The following is a 20,992-nucleotide window of genomic DNA, read 5'->3' as shown; positions in this document are numbered from 1 at the left end:
ACTAGCCTTGCGCGCATGAGCGCTGCCGCGGAATCGATACCGGAAAAGCCCGATATCCACACCACCGCCGGGAAAATCGCCGATCTGGAACGGCGGCTGGACGAGGCCGTGCACGCCGGGTCCGCCGCGGCCGTGGAGAAGCAGCGCGCCAGGGGCAAGATGACCGCTCGCGAGCGGGTGCTGGCGCTGCTGGACGAGGGCTCGTTCGTGGAGTTCGACGAGTTCGCCAGGCACCGGTCCACGATGTTCGGGCTGGAGAAGCGCAGGCCGTACGGCGACGGCGTCATCACCGGCCACGGCACGGTCGACGGCCGGCAGGTGTGCGTGTTCTCGCAGGACGTGACGGTGTTCGGCGGCTCGCTCGGCGAGGTGTACGGCGAGAAGATCGTCAAAGTCCTGGACCTGGCGATCAAGACCGGCTGCCCGATCATCGGCATCAACGAGGGCGGCGGCGCGCGCATCCAGGAGGGCGTGGTCGCGCTCGGCCTGTACGCGGAGATCTTCAAGCGCAACGTGCACGCCTCCGGGGTGATCCCGCAGATCTCGCTCATCATGGGCGCCGCGGCCGGCGGACACGTCTACTCCCCCGCGCTGACCGACTTCGTGGTGATGGTGGACCAGACATCGCAGATGTTCATCACCGGGCCCGACGTGATCAAGACGGTGACCGGCGAGGAGGTCACGTTCGAGGAGCTCGGCGGGGCCCACACGCACAACACGAAGTCGGGTGTGGCCCACTACCAGGCCGCCGACGAGGAGGACGCGCTCGACTACGTCAAGGCGCTGCTGTCGTACCTGCCGTCGAACAACCTGGACGAGGCGCCGGTCTTCGAGGCCGCCGCGGACCTGGAGCCGGATCCCGACCTCGACGCGCTGATCCCCGACTCGGCCAACCAGCCGTACGACATGCACCAGGTGATCGAGCACGTGCTGGACGACGGGGAGTTCCTGGAGGTCCACGCGCTGTTCGCGCCGAACATCGTGGTCGGGTACGGCCGCCTGGACGGCCAGCCGGTGGGGATCGTGGCCAACCAGCCCATGCATTTCGCCGGATGTCTGGATATCAACGCATCCGAGAAGGCCGCCAGATTTATTCGAACATGTGATGCGTTTAATATTCCTATCCTGACTTTTGTAGATGTGCCGGGTTTCCTTCCAGGCACCGATCAGGAATGGAACGGAATCATCCGCCGGGGCGCCAAGCTCCTGTACGCCTACGCCGAGGCGACCGTCCCGCTGATCACGGTGATCACCCGCAAGGCGTACGGCGGCGCGTACGACGTCATGGGCTCCAAGCACCTCGGCGCGGACGTCAACCTGGCCTGGCCCACAGCCCAGATCGCGGTCATGGGCGCACAGGGCGCGGTCAACATCCTCTACCGGCGCGAGCTGGCCGCCTCCGACGACCCGGAGGGCGAGCGGGCCAGGCTCGTCACCGAGTACGAGGACACACTGGCCAACCCGTACATCGCGGCGGAGCGCGGCTACGTGGACGCCGTGATCCGGCCGTCCGAAACGCGGCCCCAGGTCGTCCGGGCGCTGCGGGCCCTGCGGAACAAGCGGGCGACGCTCCCCCCGAAGAAGCATGGGAACATCCCGCTATGACGGCAGACCTGCGTATTGTCCGGGGCGACGCCACGCCCGAGGAGATCGCCGCGTTGGTGGTCGTGTTCGCGATCCGCCGGAGCCCGCCGGCCGAACCGGAGACCCCTCGCACCCCCCGACGGCAAACATGGCGAAACCCGGCTAGAGGTATGCGTAAGCCTGTCTCCCCAGGGAAGTCGGCATGGCGGATGAGCGCACTACCCTAGATAGATCCTGCGAATCGGGTGTCAAGTTCCCCGGGAGTTGGGACTATCTAGAGAAAGTAGGCGTATATAGTCGGCCGATCAACTAACACCGCGGCCTGGAGGACGACATGGCCATCCCAGACCTCATGCCGCATCCTGTGGCAGCCAAGTACGCCGTCCTAGTGGATGTCGGTTATCTGTACGCTGCGGCAGGTGAAGTGCTGCTCGGCGCGAAGGAGCGCAAGGAATATCGGGTGGCCGCCGATGAGCTCATCCAGAGTCTACAGAAACATGCAGAGGAACGTATTTCCGGCGAACTTCTGCGGATCTATTGGTATGACGCAGCCCGTGACCGCGTGCCGACCGTCGACCAGCGTGTGATCGCCCAGCTTCCGTGGGTCAAGGTGCGACTTGGCAACCTGAACGCCCGTGGCCAGCAGAAGGGCGTGGACGCGCAGATCCGGAGCGATCTGGAGGCCCTGGCCAGGCATCATGCGGTCACTGACACGATCCTGCTGGCGGGCGACGAGGACATGGTCCCGGCGGTCGAGGCGGCGCAGGCGTACGGCGTCCGCATCCACCTTTGGGGCGTCGAGCCTCCTTACGGCACCAACCAGGCCGAACGCCTGGTGTGGGAGTCCGACACCGTCGAAGTGATCTCCGCTGATTTCCTAAGGCCCTTTTTCAGCCGCGCACCCCAGCCCGTCCCGGTCACTCCACCAGCCGCCGCCCCCTCGCCCGCCCAGGTCTTCGCCGGGCGCGCACCCGTCAAACCGCACGCCAAGCCCGGACAGGTCGCCAAACTCGGGCCGAGCCGGCCGCGCGTCGAGGACGTGGGCGAGCACGTGGCGCAGAAGTGGATACTCACCCGTGGCCGCGACAACATCCGCGACCTGCTGCCGGGGCCGATCCTGCCCACCGTGATCGACACCGAGCTGCTGATCGAGGCGGAGAAGGAGCTCGGGCACTCGCTGCGGCCCTACCCGGAGGCGCGGGTCTGGCTGCGTGACGGGTTCTGGGCGCGGGTCTACCGGGAGTTCGACCTGGGGGTCGGGGTCTCGTCGAAATAGCGGCCGCCGTACGGGCTCCACCGGGGTCCGTACGGCGTCACGTTGACGTCCGATTTCCGCCAGTCGTCACCCTTGGGGAGCGCATACTGTCGGAGGCATGTCACCACTAGAGCTGGACTTCGACTCCTGCTACCGGGCCGTCTCCGCCAGGGACTCCCGGTTCGACGGTCGTTTCTACACCGCGGTGACGACGACCCGTATCTACTGCCGTCCGATCTGCCCGGCCCGTACGCCCGCGTCCCGCAACGTGCGCTTCTACCGGCACGCGGCGTCGGCCGAGGCGGCCGGGTTCCGGCCGTGCAAGCGCTGCCGCCCCGAGCTGTCGCCCGGCGATCCCGGCTGGGACGTGCGGGGCGACCTCGTCGGGCGGGCGCTGCGGCTCATCGACGACGGGGCGGCCGACGAGCGGGGCGTCGCCGGGCTGGCCACGCGGCTGCACATCACCGAGCGCCACCTGCACCGGTTGTTCGTGGCCGAGCTTGGCGTGGGACCGCTGGCGGTGGCCCGGACGAAGCGGCTGCTGCTGGCCAAGCAGCTCCTGACCGAGACGGGGCTGCCGGTGACGGAGGTGGCGTTCGCGGCGGGGTTCGGGAGCGTGCGGCAGTTCAACGCGACGATGCGGGAGACGTACGGCTTCACGCCCAGCGAGCTGCGCGCCACGGCGGGGCCGCGAACGCGCCAGGCCCCCGAGGTGACGGCCGGGCCCGCGACGCTGCGGTTGCGGCTGCACCGGCGCGAGCCGTACGACGTGGACGGGGTGTTCGCGTTCCTCGCCTCTCGCGCGATTCCCGGGCTGGAGGTGGCGGACCGGGCATCGTACGCCAGAGCCGTACCGGGCGGGACGATCACGCTCACACCGCAACGGGACCACATAGCCCTGGACGTGGCGGTCGAAGACACCCGGCAGCTCGCCCGCGTCGTGGCCCGCTGCCGCCGCCTCCTCGACCTCGACGCCGACCCGGAGGCCATCTCCGAGATCCTCGGCCAGACCTCGCTCGGCCCGCTGATCGCGGCGCGGCCCGGGCTGCGGGTGCCGGGGACGTTCGACGGGTTCGAGCTGGCCGTGCGCGCGGTCGTGGGCCAGCAGATCTCGGTGGCCGGGGCCCGTACGCTGCTCGGCCGCATCGTCGCCAGGGCCGCCGCGCCCGGCGGCCTCTTCCCCACCGCCGCCCACCTCGCGGAGACCGACCTGACCGGGCTCGGCCTGACCAACCGCAGGATCGACACGCTCGAGGACCTGGCCGTCCGCCTGGCCGAGGGCCGGCTCGACCTGGACGGCGGGCAGGACCCGGCGGAGGCGGTGGCCGGGCTGCTGGAGGTGCCCGGCATCGGGCCGTGGACGGCCAGCTACATCGCGCTGCGCGCGCTGCGCGACCCCGACGCCTGGCCCACGGGCGACCTCGTGCTCAACAAGCGCATGGCCGCCCTGGGCATCCCCCAAGACCACATCGAGCGGTGGCGCCCGTGGCGGGCGTACGCCGCCTTGCACCTCTGGAGCTCCTCATGATCGCTGCCCAGCTCGTACCGACGCCGGTGGGCCCGCTCGCCCTGCTGACCCGCGAAGGGGTGCTGGTCGCCGCCGGTTTCACCGCCGATCCCACGGAGATGTTCGTCCGGCTCACCCCGGCCCTGCAGTCGGAGGGCCTGGAGGTCGTGACCGACCCCGGGCCGGTCACGGAGGCCGTACGCGCCTACCTCGACGGCGACCTCGACGCCCTGGACGCCATCCCGGTCTCGCAGCCCGGCACCCCTACCCGCAAGCGGCTCCACGCGGCGTTGCGGGAGGTCAAGCCCGGTACGACGGTGTCGTACGCGGAGCTGGCCGAGCGGGCGGGCCTTCCCAAGACGGCGGCGCGGGCGGCGGGGTCGGCCTGCGCCCAGAACCTGATCGCACCGTTCGTGCCGTGCCATCGGGTGCTGCCCAGCTCTGGGGGGTATGGCGGGTATTACTACGGCGTACCGGTGAAAGAGTGGCTCCTTGCCCACGAATCCGGAGCTATCGTCAACCCCAGGTAATGACTCGACTGCTTTCGGTAATTTGTTCGGCACGCCGACGCGGCAACACGAGTACCTCATCGAGAGATGGGCATCAGCGTGCCGAGCTTCGACCGTAGGCGTCGAGGACCTCATGCACCTCCCGTTCGGGGGCAAGGCGGAAGTCGAGGCGAAGGCCATCGTCATGGTTCTCAACGCGCGCGGGGCGTGCCCGTCCCGCAGGAGGCCCGGGAACGGATCCTCGCCTGCACCGACCACGAGACCCTCGAGACCTGGATCACCAAGGCCACCACCGCCACCAGCATCGACGAGCTGTTCGGCTGAGCCGCAGACCCGCCGGGCCGGCGCGGCATCCCGCCGGGCCGGCCCTGGTGGTCAGGCGGGGAGCGGCGGGCCTGGAGGCCGGCCGCTCCCGCGACCCCCAGCCCCACCAGCCCCATGAGGGCGGCGGTCCAGCCGGGGGCCGTGCAGCCCAAGCCGGCGTCGATGGTCAGGCCGGATCCCGGCCCTGCGGAACGTGGCCGGACCCCGCAGCAGGCCGCCCCCGTCGGGGCGAGGCCGGAGGGTACGAGGGCACGGCCTGAGCGTGAGCGGATACACCGTGCTCGACGTGCTGGCCCGGCAGGTCGGAGCTGGCCCCGCTCGCCGCGGTCATCGCCTAGCTGGGCTTGACGTTGCTCTGGATCTCGCCGACCGGCACGTCCCGCGTGGTCTCCAGCTGGACGGGCGCGAACTGGAACGGCACCACGTCACCCGCCACCTCGACCGGCCACACGGTCGTGACGGTCAGCGTGTACGTCTCGCGCGGCTGGTCGATCGAGGACCGCAGGTAACGCACCCCGCACGCGAACGCACCGCCCTTGACGTACGGCTTGCCCGACGTCCCGCAGCCCTCCTCGTGCACCTCGGCCCGGTCCTTGGAGGTGCCCGGGTCGATCTTGATCTCCTCCAGCGTGGCCACCACGGTCGCGCTCATGACGCCGGGGATCGTCGCGGTCACCGACCTGCGCGGCTGGCCGATGCCGTCGAGCCAGACCCAGGTCGGCAGGTTCACGTAGCTCTTGGCGTCGGGGTTCAGCTTGACGGTCGGCTCGGGCACGGTCAGCGCGGCCCGGGCGATCTCGGCCAGCTCCTGGATCGTGATCCCGGACGGCGGCGTGGTGCCGGGCGGGACGAAGACGAAGGGGTCGAGGCTGGAGAAGCAGGCCTCGCCCTTGGGATCGGAGGCGTTGTACGCCGGCCCCCACCAGCGCCCATCCTTGCCGATCTTGTCCTGGAACTGCTTGAGGAACGCCTTGAACTTCTCCTCGGTGGGGTTCGGGGTGAACCTGAACCAGTACGCCCGCAGCGACTCCTGCGACTTGAGCATCTCGCTCGCGTCCAGGCCGGGCTCGTACCAGCAGGGACGCTTGAGCACGTAGCCGTCGGCCTTGCCGCCCCGCGCGCCGTCGCCGGAGATGACGATCTTGGAGTTGAAGAGCTCGACGCCTTTCGTCCTGCCCTCGTCGATGGGGGCGCCGCTCGGCGGTTCCGGTGCGGCGCCGGCCAGCAACGTGCCCGCGACGACCATCGATATCAGGCCCTTCATCAGGTGCACCCCTTCAAGTCGTAGCGAAATCCCCTGATCCGCCAGACACCGTCGTCACCGCGGTGCGCGAGCAGGACCTGGAGGTACGGAGCGCGCACCCACAAGGGCTGGGGCGCGACCGCCTTGCCGGTACGTGTGGAGACCACGCGCGCGCCTGTCTCGTCCACACATGCGTTGACCTGCGCGCCCTTGTCCATCACCGCGGCTACCCGCAGGTCGTAGAGCCGGGTCGCGCCTTTCACCGTCTTCTCCTTCTCGGTGTAGCCGTGCACCCAGTCGTACGCTTCGCGGACGCCGGTCAGTTCGAGATCCAGACCTTTCAGGTATCGATCGCTTCCCGAGACGAGCGCCTTCCTGGAGGCCACGTAGTAGTCCGCCATGAGATCGATGAGCGGGTCCCGGCCGGCGGGCCAGTCGATGTCCACCCGGAGCTTGCCGCCGCCGATCGAGATCGTCTCGGGGCCCGGCGTGCGGGCCGGCTCGTTCCCGGTCTCGGTGCCGGTCTCGCTCCCGGTCTCAGTCCGGGGCGCGCTCGTGGTCCCGGACGGGGAGGGGGCCGTGGTGACGCCCTCCTGCGGCCGGTACGGCCGTTCGGGCGGCGCGCAACCCGTCATGAGCAGCCCCGTCATGGGGAGCAGGGTCAGCGCCACCATCGCCGCACGTCTCATGCCGACGACTCCCTCACCACATGGATGCGCCACGTAGGCAGCAGCTCCTCGATCAACGCCTCGGTCTCGGGGGCCATCCCGCCCCCGTACGGGTGCGAGGCCGCCCGGCGGGTCAGCCCCTCGACGACGGCACGCAGGCGCACGATGTCCTCGGTGGCGTGCGTGGCCCGTAGCAGGTCGCGCCAGAGTCCCTCGTCGTCGGGCGCCAGCAGCAGCGCCGCGCGCACGGCGGCCACGGCGGCGTCCGGCTGGCCGTTCGCGAGCCGGAGCTCGCAGAGCTGGTGCGCGGCGTCGGCCACGGCGGCGGTGACGTCGTACTCCAGGTCGTCGGCCGCCAGCCAGGCGTACCGGCCGGGGCGGCGGGCGGCCAGCAGCGGGCCGCGTACGAGGCCGAGTGCCTTCTCCAGCAGGACGGCCCTGGCCGTGGGGTCGCCGTGGGAGCGGCGGACGAGCTCGCGGAACAGCGCCCAGTCCGTACGCACGTCGGGCCCCAGCCGCAGCCGGCCGGCCTCGTCGGTGAGCAGGTGCTCGGGCCCCAGCCACTCGGCGACCCTGGCGATGGTGGCGTCCCTGACCATGTCCTGCACGCCGCGCGGCCACAGCACGCCCCCGAGCACCACGGGATGGACGCCGCCCACGTGCGTGGACAGGTAGACCAGCAGCTCGGTGGCCAGCTCCATCCGCCCCTCCTCCAGGGCGGGCAGGCCGACGATCTCGACCGGGCCGAGGATCCTGATCTCCACGGCGGGCGGGTGCAGCCCGGCCAGCGGCTCGGCCTCCGGGATGACCTCGCCTTCGAGGCGGTCGGCCGTGCGGAAGAGGTCGATCAGCGCGCGGTAGTGGCGGCGCGGCAGGAGCTGGGCCTCCACCTCGAAGCCCAGCTCGGCGAGCCTGGCCTTGCCGTCCTCGCTGATCTCCAGGGTCCAGGTGGCGTGCGGGACCTCGCCCGCCAGCACGTATCCGGCGGTGTCGTGGCGGGCCAGCAGCGCCAGGCGGCGGGCCTCCTCGTGCGTGGGCGCGACCGAGGACAGCAGGTAGTGGGCGCCGCGCGGGCTGCCGGTGATGCGGCCGGTCAGCACCTCCCGGCGCGGCGCGGCGCTCGCCTCCAGCTCGGGCAGCACCTCGGCCAGGCTGCCGACCGCCCTGATCCGGCCGGGCGCGATCGCGGTCAGCTCCTCGCCGAAGCCGACGAGCGTGATGCGCATGCGGTCGGACCAGCGGTTCGTGGCCAGCTCGACGGCGAGGGCGGCCAGCGCGGCGGTGGTCTGCGGGCCGCGCACGTTGATCAGGCCCTGCGCCGCCTCCAGGTCGATCAGCACGCGCCCGCCGGCGTCGGTGCCGATGGAGACCAGCCCCGGGTACGGTGCCCCGCCCTGCTGTCCGTGGTCCGGGAGCAGGCGGCCCTCGTGGGCGGGCAGCCGCCAGATCTGGCCGCCGTCGGCCGCCGTCCAGGGGGCCGGCGGGTCCGCGTCCGGCGGGTGGATCCACAGGTCGAGGGTGCGCGCGGACAGATGTGCCCCGTACACGGTGGGCGGCGTGCGGCGCTGGGCGGCGAGCTCGGCGCCGAGCACGCGCAGCCCGACGTCCAGCACGCGGGCCCCGGGCGCGTCGCCGCCCAGCCGGAGCGCGACCTCGGCCTGGGCGGCGTCGTCGCGGGGGGGGACGATCCGGCGGCCGAACATCCGCCGCCAGAGCTGCTCGCGGCGCCGCCTGGCCAGCACGAGCAGCAACCCCGCGGCGGCCAGGGAGGCGGCGGCGAGGTAGCCGGTCAGGTCGCTGTCCTGGCTCTCGCGGATGACGGTCTCCTGGTCGCGCGGGTCCTGGCGCTCCTGGCGCTCCTGGCGGTCGGCCCGGGTGTCACCCTGCTGGTCCGGCTGGCGGTGCTTGCCCTCGCCTCTCTCGGGAGTCTGCCGCTTCTCGGTGTCGGCCTTGGAGTCGCGGTCCACGTGTGCCCGGCCCGGGTGCTCGCGCAGGGTCTGCTGGCGGGGCTGGTCGGCGGGGACGATGTGCACGTTCCTGGCGTCGTCCGGCATGTCGAGCACCCAGCCGGGCCTGATCAGGTCGGCCATCCTGAGCCGGCTGCCGTCCGGCTGTTCCTTCGCCTGATTGAGCCGGTAAATTTCGGGATATCGGCGGCCGTCTCCCAGGCACTTCTCGGCGATCTCCCACAGGCTCTCGTGGTGGCGCCCGTGCGGCGGCTGCACCACGTACACCTTCTTGGTCTTCTGCGTCTCCAGCGTCTGCTCGACGAGCGGCGCCGAGTACGCGACCGCCGTCACCGGCGGGGCGGCCGGCGTGGGCGCCAGCCTCGCGATCGGCGCCCCCATCGCCCCGGCCGTGAACAGCAGCAGCGCGGCCGAGACGAGCTTGTTGGCCAGGAACTGCATGCCGCCGGACATCGGCACGCGGGCGGGCATGCCCACCCGGCGGACCCCGGCGTACACCTCGACCAGCACGCACACGAAGAGCTGGAACCAGGCGATCCACACCAGCAGCACGAGCACGGCGATCATCGTGCTCGGGCCGACGTTGCTGGTCAGCACGTCGAGGTCGAGCAGCTCGGGCGCGAGCGGCGGCCCGACGAAGGTGAGCAGCGCGTACGGCACGCCGCCCACGAGCGCCACCAGCACGACCAGCGCCCCGATCCCGGCCAGCACGTCGCCGGCGCTGCGCCTGGCCGGCACGCGCACGGGAACGTGACGTCCGTGTGGACGCGCGGGCTCTCGCGTCGGCATCGCCTCTCCTTTCCCCGGTCCAGCGTCGTGGCTCGTGTGTCCCGCATCCATCGAGTGGCGGGATTCGGTCTATCTCGGTTCGGCCATCCCGGTTCGGCTATCTCGCTTCGGGGACGGCGCTGGCCTCGCCGGTCATCTCGGACCCGGGGAAACCGATCGCGCTCAGGAAGAACGCCTCCCACCGCACCGACACGGTGACCGTCACCTGCGCCTGGCCCTGGCCGACCGAGCACTCGCCGGGCGACACGTCGTCGCCGCCCTGGGCCGCGACGATCTCGTCGGCCCTGGCGCACACCTGCTCCTCGCCGAGCAGCCGCGTCTGCCCCGTCTGGCGGAGGTGGTCGACGTCGAGCTGGTCGGCGCCGGCCCGGGCGGCCTGCTCGGCCACGTCGGCGGCGCGCAGCCGGGCGTTGATCGCCGACCCGCCGTCCACCAGCAACCCGGCCAGCAGGAACACGACCACGGAGAACAGCACGGTGAACACCGACATGGACCCCCGCTCGCCGGTCCTCATTCGATCCTCCTGAACTGCTCCAGCGGCACCACGGCCGTCCCCATGAGCTGCTTGGTGCCGCCGAATCCGAGGAAGGACAGGTCCAGCTCGCACGTCACCTCGGCCTGGACCTGGCCGCCCTGCTCCCATTCGGACCCGTCCAGGGAGACGGAGGAGGACCGGCAGGGCTCCTTGAGCACGCCCGTGGCGATCGCCTCGGCGGCGGCCTCGGCCTCGTCGAGCGAGCGCTGCACGGACGCGGCCCGGGCGGCGTCGCGCGCCGCCCCGTTGACCCGTCCCTGCGACTCCACCAGCACCCCGGCCCCGGCCAGGAACATGAGGAACAGCAGGAAGACAGGGGCCAGCATGACCGTCTCCACCGCCATCGAGCCCCGCTCGTTCATACGCAGTCCTCGCCGCCGTTGTCGGGGCGGAAGCACTCGACGGGGCCGCCCGTGGTGGCGGTGATCGTGAAGGCCAGGTCGGGCAGCAGCGGGATGACCTGTACGGCGCTGCCGGTCACCGTGACGAAACGCTCGTCGGGCTCCTTCTCGGACGTCGTGGCGGTGGCCTCCCGCAGCAGCCGGGGGCCGATGGTACGGACGATCTCGGTGGCCTTCCCGGCGGCCGCGCCCTCCCAGTCGCCCGAGTCGAACGGGGCGGCCCTGGCCACGCGGGCGCCCTCCCTGGCCGCCGCCTCCGCGACCTGCCGGGCATGGAACCAGAGGGCGACCTGCACGATGAGCAGCACGGTCGCGAGGATGACCGGCATGAGCAGGGCCAGCTCGATCACCGTCACGCCGCGCTCGTCCCGTCGCGGCCGGACTCTCACGGAGTGCCACCACCGCCGTCGCCGCCACCGCCACCGCCACCGCCACCCCCGAAGGTGTCCTGGAGGTTGCTCTGCTGCTGCTCGACCAGGGTTTTGATCAAGGTGGCCAGACCCAGGGCGACACCGGCGATGATGGCGGTGATGATCACCCATTCGACGGCGGAGGCGCCCCGGGTGGGTGCCGTGCGGGCACGGTGCACGCGGTCGCCCAGGTACGCGGTGAGGTAAACGATCCAGGGATGGTTCATCAGACCCCCAACATCTTCATAGCGGCGGGAAAACTGAGAAAAATCACGAAACCGGCGCAGAGCAGGAGCTGGGCCACCAGCATCGACTGGGAACGCTCGCCCGCCCGGCCCTCGATCTCGGCCAGCTCGCGGCGGCGCAGCGTGGCGGCCCTGGCGGTGAGCGAGGCGCGTACCTTCGCGCCGTCGTCCGCCACCAGGCCGAGCGCGGCGGACAGGTCGCGCAACTCGTCGACGTTGATCTCCTCGCCGAGCTGGCCGAGCGCCTGCCACGGCGTGATGCCGACGATCCGGGCGCCTCTCAGGGCGTCGCGGATGCGGCCCATCGCCCAGTTGGGCTGCTCGCCGCTGACCGAGACGGCCATCATCAGGGCCTCGGGCACGCCCCGGCCGCCGGCCAGGTTCATGGAGACCAGGTCGAGGAAGGCGCCGACGACGTGGCGGAAGTCGCGCCGCTTGGCCGCGGCGTCCTTCTTCACCTGCAGGTCCGGCAGGAAGAAGAAGACGATGGCCACGAGCACGGCGGCCCAGAACGGGATGGCCAGGGAGGTGCCCCACTCCATGAGCACCAGCCAGGCGAGCAGCAGCGGGAAGGCGAGCAGGCCGCTGGCCGCCAGCAGCACCTTGGTGGCCAGGAACGCCTCGAACGAGCGGCCGACCAGGGCCAGGTCCGCCTTGACCGACCTGGCCTCCCAGCCGCGGGCGCCGTACAGGCGGGCCAGCCGGGCGCCGAGACCGCGGCGGAACGCGCTGACCTCCTCGTCGGGCAGCACGAGCTGGATGCGGGGGGCGCCCGCGTCCTCGCGTACGGCGTCGAGCGCGAGCAGCCGCGCCACCAGCCCGGGGCGCGCCGGGAAGAGCGCCCGCAGCAGTACGAACAGGCCGAGCCCGAGCACGGCGCCGGCCAGCGCGCCCTCAACCATCGCCGCGTCCTCTCGCCGGGACCGGCACGACCTCAGCCATTGCCGCCGCCTCCTCCCATGAGCAGCCGCGTGGGCTTGTCGAACCTGGCCAGCCGCCGCATCCAGGCGAACCCGGCCCCGAACAGCCCCGCCACGACCACCAGCACGGCCTGGCCGAGGAAGCCCTCGTACTCGGCGACGTAGGAGGGGTTGAACAGCACGAGGATCCCGGCGAAGACGAGCGCGGTGATCACCACGATCTGCACGCTGCGCCTGGTGGAGCGGCGCTCGGCCTCGACGCGGCGGCGCATGTCGAGCTCCTCGCGGGCCGAGACGGCCAGCGCGCCCAGCACGTCGCGCAGGCCGGGGCCGCGCAGCTTGGAGTTGAGGATGAGCGCGGCCACCACGAGGTCGGCCGAGGGGTCGTCGAGCTCGTCGGCGAAGCGGGCGAGCGCCTCCGGCAGTGCCATCCTGGTGTGCAGCCGGTCGATCATGGCCCGCAGGTGCGGCCTGAGCGTGGGCGCGGCGGCCCTGATCGACGACGGGATGGCCTGTTCGAGCCCGGCGGCGCCGGCGATCGTGTCGCGCAGCGACTCCGTCCAGGCGGCCAGCCCTTCCAGGCGGTGCATGGCGGCGCGCTCCTCGGCGGCGCCGCCCGCCAGGCCGCGCCAGGCGAACACGAGCAGCACCGTGCCGACCGCCACGACCGGCCAGCCGGTGATGATCAGGACCATGGTGGCGGCCACGGCGGCCACCGCGGCGCGGGTGGTCAGCATCTTGATCAGGTGGCGTCTGGGCCGGGTCGGGCGGGGGCGCAGGCCGTACAGGGAGAGGACGAGCAGGAACAGGCCGCCCCCCGCCACCGCGCCGGACAGCAGCGCCAGCGGGTCGAACGTGAACGGCATCGCTACCAGCCCCCCGGGGTGTAGCCGTGGGCGGCGAGCTCCTCCAGGCAGGAGACCGGCGCGTGCGGGAGGGCGGTGCCGTCGGGACCGGGCACGAACACCTCGCTGGACAGGACGCGGCCGTCGCAGCCGTTGACCTCGCGGATGCTGGAGACGTAGCGGCGCAGGGTGCCGCCGACGTGATAGTCGTTGCGCTTCTCGATGAAGACCACGAAGTCGATGGCGCCCGCGATGAGCATGTGGGTGGCGTCGATGGGCAGGCGCTCGCTGGCCTGCAGGGCGTAGGTGGCGATGCGGTTGAAGACCTCCATGCTGGAGTTGGCGTGGATGGTCGACAGGGAGCCGTCGTTGCCCTGCGTCATCGCGTTGAGCATGGTGACGATCTCGTCGCCGAGGACCTCGCCGACGATGACGCGGCTGGGGTTCATCCGGAGCGAGCGCCTGACGAGCTCGGCCATGGAGATCTCGCCCTGGCCCTCGGAGTTGGGCAGCCGCTGCTCGAAGGCGACCACGTTGGGGTGGAGCTCGGGGAACTGGTCGAGGCCGAGCTCCAGCGCGCGCTCGACGGTGATGAGGCGCTCGTTGGGCGGGATCTCGTTGGCCAGGGCGCGCAGCAGGGTGGTCTTCCCGGCGTTGGTGGAGCCGGCGATCATGATGTTCTTGCGGGCGGCGACGGCGGCGGCCAGGAAGCGCCCGACGTCCGGACTTATCGTGCCGTTGCCTACGAGATCGGACATGAACACCTTGCCCAGGCGGGCGCGGCGGATCGAGACGGCCGGCCGGACCGTGACGTCCATGACCGCGCTCAGCCGGGAGCCGTCCGGCAGGCGCAGGTCGAGCTGGGGGTTGGCGGTGTCGAACGGCCTGCTCGACAACCCCGAGTACGCGGCCAGGATCTGGATCAGCTCGATCAGCTCGTCGTCGGAGTCGGCGACCGGGTCCTGCATGAGCTCCTGGCCGTCGGCGTAGCTGACGAACACCTTGTCGCAGCCGTTGATGTCGATGTTCTCGACCTGGGCGTCGTCGAGCAGCGGCTGCAGCCGGCCCACCCCGAACAGCGCCGCGTGGATGCCCGCCGCGAGCGCCTCCTCCTCCTCCACGGTGGGCGGGGTGCGGCCGAGGCCGATCTCGCTGCGGGCGTGCTCCTCCAGCACCTGGGAGATCAGCGCCCTGGCGAACTGGCGCTCGTCCTCCCCGCTCATCGGGGGCAGGCCGTTGGCCTGGTCGAGCCGGCGCTGATGGGCCAGGCGGTCGCCGACCTCCTGGCGGAAGCGCTTGACGAGAGAGTGGTCGATCATCGGTGGCTCACCAGCCTCGCCGCCAGGTCCCTGGCCGTACGGATGAGGAGCGATCGGTCGAGGCGGCCGCCCCACTGGCCGCGCAGGAGCTCGGCGCCCTTGGGGTCGTACGCCAGGCCGTGCACGAACTGGACGCTAGGGCCGACGATCCTGCGTACGTCCTCGATCGAGCCCCGGTAGTTGCGCGGGTCGGCGATCACGACCACGCCGTGTGCCTTGGTGATCTGCAGGCGCTCGCGCAGGTGGGCCACGTGGTCGAGGGTGGCCCTGGTGAGCAGCACGACCTGCTCGGCCTCGGCGATCAGGTCACCGATCTGCGGGTGTGCGCCCAGGCGGCCGCAGTCGGCGATCACGTCGGCGTTCGGGATGGCGGCCAGCACCCTGCCCAGCGGGCCCCACATCCAGGTGAGCCCGGCCGCCTGCTCGCCGTGCGTGAGCCCGGCCAGCACGTCGAGGCCGCCGATGATCTTCTGCGTGTGCTGGTGGATCTGCGCCGGTTCGAGCCCGCGGCGCGCGGTGGCGCCCAGCGTGAGCAGGCCGCGGCCGGGGTTCAGCACCCCGCCGCCGGCCGCGGGCAGCCGGTAGGCGAGGTCGCCGCCCGCCGGGTCGCATTCGGCCAGCAGCACCGGACGCGGCCAGACCGCCGCCAGGGCCGTGGCGGCGGTGGTCACCCCCGGCGCGCCCTTGTCGGCGGCCAGGACGATCAGCGCCACGTCAGCGTTCCCCCGGCAGCTCGGCCACCGCGATCTCCCCGCTGGAAGCGGAGGCCACTATTTCCGGCGCCGCCGCCGAATCGACGACCACGGTGATCTGGCCGGAATTTCCCGTTCTCGACCTGTCACCCACGGCGAAGACCAGCGCTTTCGCGGCGAGTACGCGGCTTTCTCCCTGACTCGACCGGCTCGGTACGAATATCACCTGCACCCGGTCGCCCTCCTGCACGCCCGCCGGCATTTGCCCCGGCTTGAGCGCGAGCCCGACCGTGGCCTTTCCCGGCCCCAGCTCGCTGCTGGCCCGCACGCCCATCTGGTTGGTCAGGAGGGTGCCGGGGAGGAGGGTGACGGTTGCGAAGCTTTCGAGCACCTGCGCCCGCTGCGACCAGGAGACGAACTCGACGCCCGTGTCGGCGATCTTCACTTCCTCGATCGCCTGCTGGGTGAACTTCTGACCTGCGCCGATCTGCTGGGTGACGCGGATCGCGGAGATGCGGTCGCCGCTGCGCAGGACGAGCAGGGTCGTGGCCAGCGCGCCGCCGAGGATGAGCAGGACGGCCAGCGCGGCCAGCGCGGGCTTGCGTTCCCTGGGTGGCACGGGGAGCTTGCGCGAGGCCGGGCCGGACAACCCCGCCGCCGCGTTGGCGGCAGGCTTTTCACTGGTCCTCATGGGTGGGGGGCTCCCGAAGTGAATTGCGGAATTCACGCCATTATGTGGCGCTCGGTCCGAGCCTGTAGGCGGAATTCGGGGACCCATGCTTGTTTCGCAGGTGACATGATGTCAAGCCGAAATAATCGATGCCTATTGTTTCTATCAAGTTGACGAGTGATGATTTTTCGGGCTAGTCGCCACTTCAATAACTTCAGGCACTCCAATCACATTCTTTGGGGAATCTGCCCCCTTCATCCCGTCGGCCATGCCATTGCCGTCAACCGGCGCGCCAGGCCACGTTCCGGACGCTACCTTTGCGCCCGAAGTCGACCGAGGAGACGGCACCATGCGGATCATGCTCACCGTGATCGGCGGGCAGGGCGATCGTGACGTCGTGATCGACGGCGACGACGGCGCCACGGTGGCGAGGCTGAGCGAGGCGCTCAGCGATCAGGGGCCACTGGCGGAGGTGGTCCGGCTGCCCAAGGCCCGGGCGCCCTACGGCATGACGGCGTCCGGCGGCGTCGGCGCGCACGTCCCCAGGCCACGCCGGCCGGAGCGCTCCGACATGGGGCCGCCGGTCCTGTGGCGGGACGGCCGGCCGCTCGACCCGCGCGCCCTGGCCGCCGCCGTGCTGCGCGACGGCGACAAGGTCACGCTCGACCCCCACCTCGCCCGCGCCACCGTCGTCGAGGAGCCCGGCGGGGTCGCCGAGGTGCGCGTGGTGGGCGGGCCGGCGGCCGGGGCGGTGCACCGGCTGGGGCTGGGCGTGCACGTCATCGGCTCCGACCCGATGTGCGCGATGGCGGCCGACGACCCGGCGCTGGCTCCGGAGGCGGTGACCGTACGCGTGACGCCGGAGGCGATCACCGTTGAGCGGGCGTGGCGCCCGCGCGGCGAGGCGCCCAGGATCAAGCTCAAGGGGCGCTGGGCCGAGGAGGTGGCCGAGCTCACCGCGCGTACGGCCGAGCGCGAGGCCGCCGAGCACGCGGCCGGCTACGACGAGGTGCCCGAGCTCGACGGGCGACCGCTCACCGAGCCGGTGGAATGGCCCGACCAGGCCGTGCTGACCTGCGGGTCCTCGGTGTTCGTGCTGACCTCCATCGAGCCGAGGGACGCGCACCTGGCACCGCGGACCGAGGGCGGCGTCGCCTACAACCGCCCGCCCCGGCTGCTGCGGCCCGAGCCCCAGCGCAAGTTCGTCAAGCCCAAGGAGCCGGGCCGGAACGAGGGGTTGCGCCTGCAACTGCTGGCCGCCTGCCTGCCGGCCGTGCTCGGGCTGACCCTGGCGATCGCCCTCAAGCAGTGGTACTACCTGCTCGTCGCCCTCATGACGCCGGTCATCATGATCGGCCAGTGGTGGAGCGACCGGCGGCACGGCAAGAAGCAGCACAAGAAGGCGCTCAAGGAGTACGAGGAGCAGGTCAGGGCGTACGACGAGGCCGTGGAGCGGGCCCGGGCCGCCGACGAGGCCGCCCGCAGGTCCGACGCGCCCGACCCGGCGCAGGTGCTGCTGACGGCCACGGGGCCGCGCAGGCGGCTGTGGGAGCGCCGGATCCACGACTCCGACGCGCTCAGGCTGCGCGTCGGGCTCGCCGACCTGCCCGCCGACCTGGACCTGTCGGAGGAGCAGGGCGGGCCCATCGACCCGCCGATCTGCCGCTCGGTGCCGGTGGCGCTGCCCATGCGGCGGCTGGGGGTGGCCGGCGTGACGGGGCCGCGCTCATCCGCGACCAGCCTGGCCGGCTGGCTGGTCGCCCAGGCCGCCACCCTGCACAGCCCGCGTGACCTGGCCATCGTGGTGGTGTCCGCGCACGCCGATGCCGAGCGGCGCTGGGGCTGGCTGCGCTGGTTGCCGCACTGCGCGCCCCGGGCGGGCGAGGAGTGCGTGGCGCTGGTGGGCACCGACCCCGACTCGGCCGCCCGCCGGGTCGCGGAGCTGGCCGCCCTCATCGACGAGCGCCAGAACACCGCCATCCCCGAGCTGGGCAAGATCCCCACCGGCTGGGACGACCTCGGCGGGCCGGAGAAGCCCACGTTCTCCTCCTACGACGTGCGCCCCTACGACGTGCTGGTGATCCTCGACGGCGCCCAGGTCCTGCGCGGCCTGCCCAACATGCCTCAGGTGCTGCGCCAGGGCCCGCGCTCCGGCGTGTACACGCTGGCCATCGACGACGACCAGCGCCTGCTGCCCGAGGAGTGCCAGACCGTGGCCGCGTGCGGCACCGACGGCCTCGTCCGCCTGCGCGGCGGCGGCCTCGACGTCATCGGCCCGGTCCTGGCCGACCTCGTGTCCGCCCCCTGGTGCGACCGCCTGGCCCGGGCGCTGTCCCCGATCCGCGACGTGAGCAGGGACGACCCCGGCGGCAACCTCCCCGACGCGGTACGCCTCCTCGACCTGATGGGCATGCCCGTCCCCTCCGGCAAGGAGCTGGCCGCCCAGTGGGGCGACCAGGGCAGCACCAAGGCGCTCATCGGCGTCGGCCCGGACGGCCCGTTCTCGGTGGACCTCAGGCTCGACGGCCCCCACGGGCTCGTCGCCGGCACCACCGGCGCGGGCAAGTCGGAGCTGCTGCAGACGCTGATCTGCTCGCTGGCGGTGGCCAACCGGCCCGACCAGCTCACGTTCGTGCTGATCGACTACAAGGGCGGCGCCGCGTTCAAGGAGTGCGTACGCCTGCCGCACACGGTCGGCATGGTCAGCGACCTGGACGGCCACCTGACGCAGCGGGCCCTCGACTCGCTGGCGGCCGAGATCCGGCGGCGGGAGCGGCTGCTGGCGGCGGCCGGGGCCAAGGACATCGAGGACTACGCGGGGCCGGGGCTGCCGCGCCTGGTGCTGATCATCGACGAGTTCGCCGCCCTGGTGGCCGAGCTGCCGGACTTCGTGACCGGGCTGGTGGACATCGCGCGCAGGGGCCGGTCGCTGGGGATCCATCTGATCCTGGCGACGCAGCGGCCCGCCGGCGTGGTGACGGCCGACATCCAGGCCAACACCTCGCTGCGGATCGCGCTGCGGGTGACCGAGCCCGCCGAGTCGGCCGACGTCATCGACCTGCCGGACGCCGCGCACATCTCCAAGTCCACGCCCGGCCGCTGTTACGTGCGCTCGGGGGTGGGGGCCGCGGTGGCCGTCCAGACGGCCAGGGTCGGCGGCCGCAGCCCCGCCGCGTCCGGTGTCGCCTCCGTGCCGGGCGGTGAGGTACGGGTGCTGGACGTGGACTGGCGCGCCCTCGGGAAGGCGCTGCCACCGCCCCCGCGGCCCGAGGAGGAGGACTCCACGACCACGGACCTCACCCTCGCCGCCGACGCCCTGATCGAGGCCGCCCGCCTGGCCGGGGTGCCCGTCCAGCCCAGCCCGTGGCTGGACCCCCTGCCCACCCGCCTCGTCCTGGACCTCCCCGGCGGGGGGAACGGGCCCTCGGACAGCCGCGGGGCCGCAGGTGTGCTCGCCGCACCCCACTCACTCAACGGCGCGGACGCGGGCGGCGGGGCGGAGGCGTTCGCCGAGGTGCCACCGCTGCAGTTCGGGATCACCGACCGGCCGTGGGCGCAGGACCGGCACCCGCTGGCGCTCGACGTGGCCCACGGCGGGCACCTGCTGATCGCCGGGGCCGCGCGCAGCGGCAGGTCGACGGCGCTGCGCACGATCGCGGGCGCCATCGCCGCGTACGCCTCCCCCGATGACGTGCACCTGCACGCGGTCGACTGCGGCTCGGGCGCGCTGCTGCCGCTGGTGGCCATGCCGCACTGCGGCGCCGTGGTCACCCGCGACCAGCTCGACCGGGTGGAGCGGCTGCTGACGCGGCTGCGCGCCGAGGTGGGCCGCCGCCAGCAACTCCTGGCCGAGGCCGGGCACGCGTCGCTGGCCGAATACCGGCAGGCGGGCCATCGGCTGCCCTGGATGGTGTTCATGCTCGACCGCTGGGAGGGCTTCGTGGCCGCGTTCGAGGGCTACGACTACGGGCGGCTGATCGAGGCGCTGCTCCAGCTGCTGCGGGAGGGCGCGGCGGTCGGGTTCAGGGCCGTGGTCACCGGCGACCGGTCCGGGCTGCTCGGCCAGGTCTCGACGGTCTTCGACGACCGCCTGCTCCTGCGCCTGTCCGACTCCTCCGACTACGGCCTGGCGGGCTTCCCGCTCAAGGGCCTGCCCTCCGTCATGCCGCCCGGCCGGGCCCTGTCGATGGGCGAGCACGGCATCGTGGAGCACCACATCGCGCTGCTGGCCGACGACCCGGCCGGCCCGGCGCAGGTGGCGGCGCTCCAGGCCCTGGCCCGCGCCGCCACGGCACCCGCGTCCGAACCCGCTCGCGGCTCCCGTGCCGGAGGCGGTCCGGGTGGGCGGTCCGGGCCCGCGCACGCCGCGGGGACGGGAAACGGCGCCCGGCGCCGGGCGGGGGCGCCGCCGCTGCGGGTGGACGCGCTGCCCATGCGCATCACCACGTCCCAGACGCTGGCCCTCGACCCGGACTTCAGCCCGCCGTCGCCGCTGTGGGCGCTGGTCGGCGCGGGCGGCGACGCGCTCGCCCCGCTCGGGCTCGACCTGCAGGCCCACGGTCCGGGCGCGGTGATCGCCGGGCCGTCCCGCTCCGGCCGCTCGTCGGTGCTGATGACGGCCGCCCAGTCGCTGATCACCCGGGGTACGCCGGTCATCGCCGTCACCCCCCGGCGCAGCCCGCTGCGGGATCTCGACGGGCTGCTGGCCGTGCTGGACGCCGACGCCGCGAACCTGCCGGAGCTGGTGGCGGACCTGCACCACTACGTCGTGCTGGTGGACGACGCCGAGCTGGTCAACCCCGACGGGCCGCTGGGGACCGCGCTGGAGGAGGTGCTCCGGTCGGGCCGCGACGGCGACCACGGGCTGCTCGTCGCGGGCGCGACGGGAGACCTGGCCGTGGCCTACCGCGGGTTCGTGGCGGAGGCGCGCAAGGCCCGTACCGGGCTGCTGCTCGCGGTGCAGGGGCAGACGGACGGCGACCTCTTCACGATCCGGCTCCCGCGCGGGACCGTGGGCGGGCCGGCCGGGCGCGGCTTCCTCGTGACGACCGGCACCATCACGCCCGTCCAGGCCGCCCTGCCCGACAGCGGCTGAGGAGCCCGGCACAC

The 20,992-nt window shown here is 72.4% G+C and carries 18 protein-coding genes; 6 read left to right on the top strand and 12 right to left on the bottom strand.

The window, feature by feature from the left end; genetic code table 11:
• Positions 1-15: 15 nt before the first annotated feature.
• The 5 genes from ACBJ59_RS45440 (at position 16) to ACBJ59_RS45420 (ending at position 4,876) form a co-directional block, all read left to right on the top strand.
• Positions 16-1,605 carry an acyl-CoA carboxylase subunit beta gene (locus ACBJ59_RS45440; protein WP_375116302.1) on the top strand — a complete coding sequence of 530 codons (1,590 nt, stop codon included), beginning with the start codon at positions 16-18 and terminating at the stop codon, positions 1,603-1,605.
• Positions 1,602-1,811, top strand: a complete 210-nt coding sequence (locus tag ACBJ59_RS45435; protein ID WP_375116301.1) for an acyl-CoA carboxylase subunit epsilon — start codon at positions 1,602-1,604, stop codon at positions 1,809-1,811. The genes ACBJ59_RS45440 and ACBJ59_RS45435 overlap by 4 nt, the downstream gene beginning before the upstream one ends.
• Positions 1,812-1,918: 107 nt before the next feature.
• The gene (locus ACBJ59_RS45430; protein ID WP_125632505.1) at positions 1,919-2,860 is read left to right on the top strand and encodes an NYN domain-containing protein; all 942 of its coding nucleotides are present in this window, start codon (positions 1,919-1,921) and stop codon (positions 2,858-2,860) included.
• 97 nt (positions 2,861-2,957) lie between these two features.
• The gene (locus ACBJ59_RS45425) at positions 2,958-4,367 is read left to right on the top strand and encodes an AlkA N-terminal domain-containing protein (RefSeq protein ID WP_375116300.1); all 1,410 of its coding nucleotides are present in this window, start codon (positions 2,958-2,960) and stop codon (positions 4,365-4,367) included.
• Positions 4,364-4,876 (top strand): methylated-DNA--[protein]-cysteine S-methyltransferase, encoded by a 513-nt coding sequence (locus tag ACBJ59_RS45420; protein WP_375116299.1) that lies wholly within the window; start codon positions 4,364-4,366, stop codon positions 4,874-4,876. Before ACBJ59_RS45425 ends, ACBJ59_RS45420 begins: the two co-directional genes overlap by 4 nt.
• 637 nt (positions 4,877-5,513) lie before the next feature.
• Here the strand turns inward: ACBJ59_RS45420 and ACBJ59_RS45415 are convergent.
• The 12 genes from ACBJ59_RS45415 to ACBJ59_RS45360 all read right to left on the bottom strand — a co-directional run bounded on the left by ACBJ59_RS45415 (position 5,514) and on the right by ACBJ59_RS45360 (position 15,904).
• Positions 5,514-6,443 carry a hypothetical protein gene (locus ACBJ59_RS45415; RefSeq protein ID WP_375116298.1) on the bottom strand — a complete coding sequence of 310 codons (930 nt, stop codon included), beginning with the start codon at positions 6,441-6,443 and terminating at the stop codon, positions 5,514-5,516.
• Complete coding sequence (locus ACBJ59_RS45410; protein WP_375116297.1) at positions 6,443-7,111, bottom strand: hypothetical protein; 669 nt, start codon at positions 7,109-7,111, stop codon at positions 6,443-6,445. The genes ACBJ59_RS45415 and ACBJ59_RS45410 overlap by 1 nt, the downstream gene beginning before the upstream one ends.
• Positions 7,108-9,846, bottom strand: a complete 2,739-nt coding sequence (locus ACBJ59_RS45405) for a BTAD domain-containing putative transcriptional regulator (protein ID WP_375116296.1) — start codon at positions 9,844-9,846, stop codon at positions 7,108-7,110. Before ACBJ59_RS45405 ends, ACBJ59_RS45410 begins: the two co-directional genes overlap by 4 nt.
• A 97-nt stretch (positions 9,847-9,943) precedes the next feature.
• Entirely contained in the window at positions 9,944-10,360 is a 417-nt protein-coding gene (locus ACBJ59_RS45400) for a flp pilus-assembly TadE/G-like family protein (protein WP_375116295.1), read from the bottom strand.
• Positions 10,357-10,743, bottom strand: a complete 387-nt coding sequence (locus tag ACBJ59_RS45395) for a TadE/TadG family type IV pilus assembly protein (protein WP_375116294.1) — start codon at positions 10,741-10,743, stop codon at positions 10,357-10,359. The genes ACBJ59_RS45400 and ACBJ59_RS45395 overlap by 4 nt, the downstream gene beginning before the upstream one ends.
• Positions 10,740-11,171, bottom strand: a complete 432-nt coding sequence (locus ACBJ59_RS45390; protein WP_375116293.1) for a TadE/TadG family type IV pilus assembly protein — start codon at positions 11,169-11,171, stop codon at positions 10,740-10,742. The genes ACBJ59_RS45395 and ACBJ59_RS45390 overlap by 4 nt, the downstream gene beginning before the upstream one ends.
• Positions 11,168-11,419 (bottom strand): hypothetical protein, encoded by a 252-nt coding sequence (locus ACBJ59_RS45385; protein ID WP_375116292.1) that lies wholly within the window; start codon positions 11,417-11,419, stop codon positions 11,168-11,170. Before ACBJ59_RS45385 ends, ACBJ59_RS45390 begins: the two co-directional genes overlap by 4 nt.
• Positions 11,419-12,339, bottom strand: coding sequence for a type II secretion system F family protein (locus tag ACBJ59_RS45380; protein WP_375116291.1), 921 nt, complete (start codon positions 12,337-12,339; stop codon positions 11,419-11,421). The genes ACBJ59_RS45385 and ACBJ59_RS45380 overlap by 1 nt, the downstream gene beginning before the upstream one ends.
• Positions 12,340-12,371: 32 nt before the next feature.
• Entirely contained in the window at positions 12,372-13,223 is an 852-nt protein-coding gene (locus tag ACBJ59_RS45375) for a type II secretion system F family protein (protein ID WP_375116290.1), read from the bottom strand.
• A gap of 2 nt (positions 13,224-13,225) precedes the next feature.
• Entirely contained in the window at positions 13,226-14,521 is a 1,296-nt protein-coding gene (locus ACBJ59_RS45370; RefSeq protein WP_375116289.1) for a CpaF family protein, read from the bottom strand.
• Positions 14,518-15,234, bottom strand: a complete 717-nt coding sequence (locus ACBJ59_RS45365) for a hypothetical protein (protein ID WP_364127899.1) — start codon at positions 15,232-15,234, stop codon at positions 14,518-14,520. The genes ACBJ59_RS45370 and ACBJ59_RS45365 overlap by 4 nt, the downstream gene beginning before the upstream one ends.
• A gap of 1 nt (position 15,235) precedes the next feature.
• Positions 15,236-15,904 carry a hypothetical protein gene (locus ACBJ59_RS45360; RefSeq protein ID WP_375116288.1) on the bottom strand — a complete coding sequence of 223 codons (669 nt, stop codon included), beginning with the start codon at positions 15,902-15,904 and terminating at the stop codon, positions 15,236-15,238.
• Positions 15,905-16,232: 328 nt separating this feature from the next.
• Between ACBJ59_RS45360 and ACBJ59_RS45355 the strand changes: the two genes are divergently transcribed.
• Entirely contained in the window at positions 16,233-20,978 is a 4,746-nt protein-coding gene (locus ACBJ59_RS45355; RefSeq protein WP_375116287.1) for an FtsK/SpoIIIE domain-containing protein, read from the top strand.
• Positions 20,979-20,992 lie beyond the last annotated feature (14 nt).

The sequence above is a fragment of the Nonomuraea sp. MTCD27 genome, assembly GCF_041950495.1.
In the GTDB taxonomy this organism is placed as follows: domain Bacteria; phylum Actinomycetota; class Actinomycetes; order Streptosporangiales; family Streptosporangiaceae; genus Nonomuraea.
Note: the sequence above shows the minus strand (reverse complement) of the source record. Positions and strands in the feature narration are given on the sequence as shown.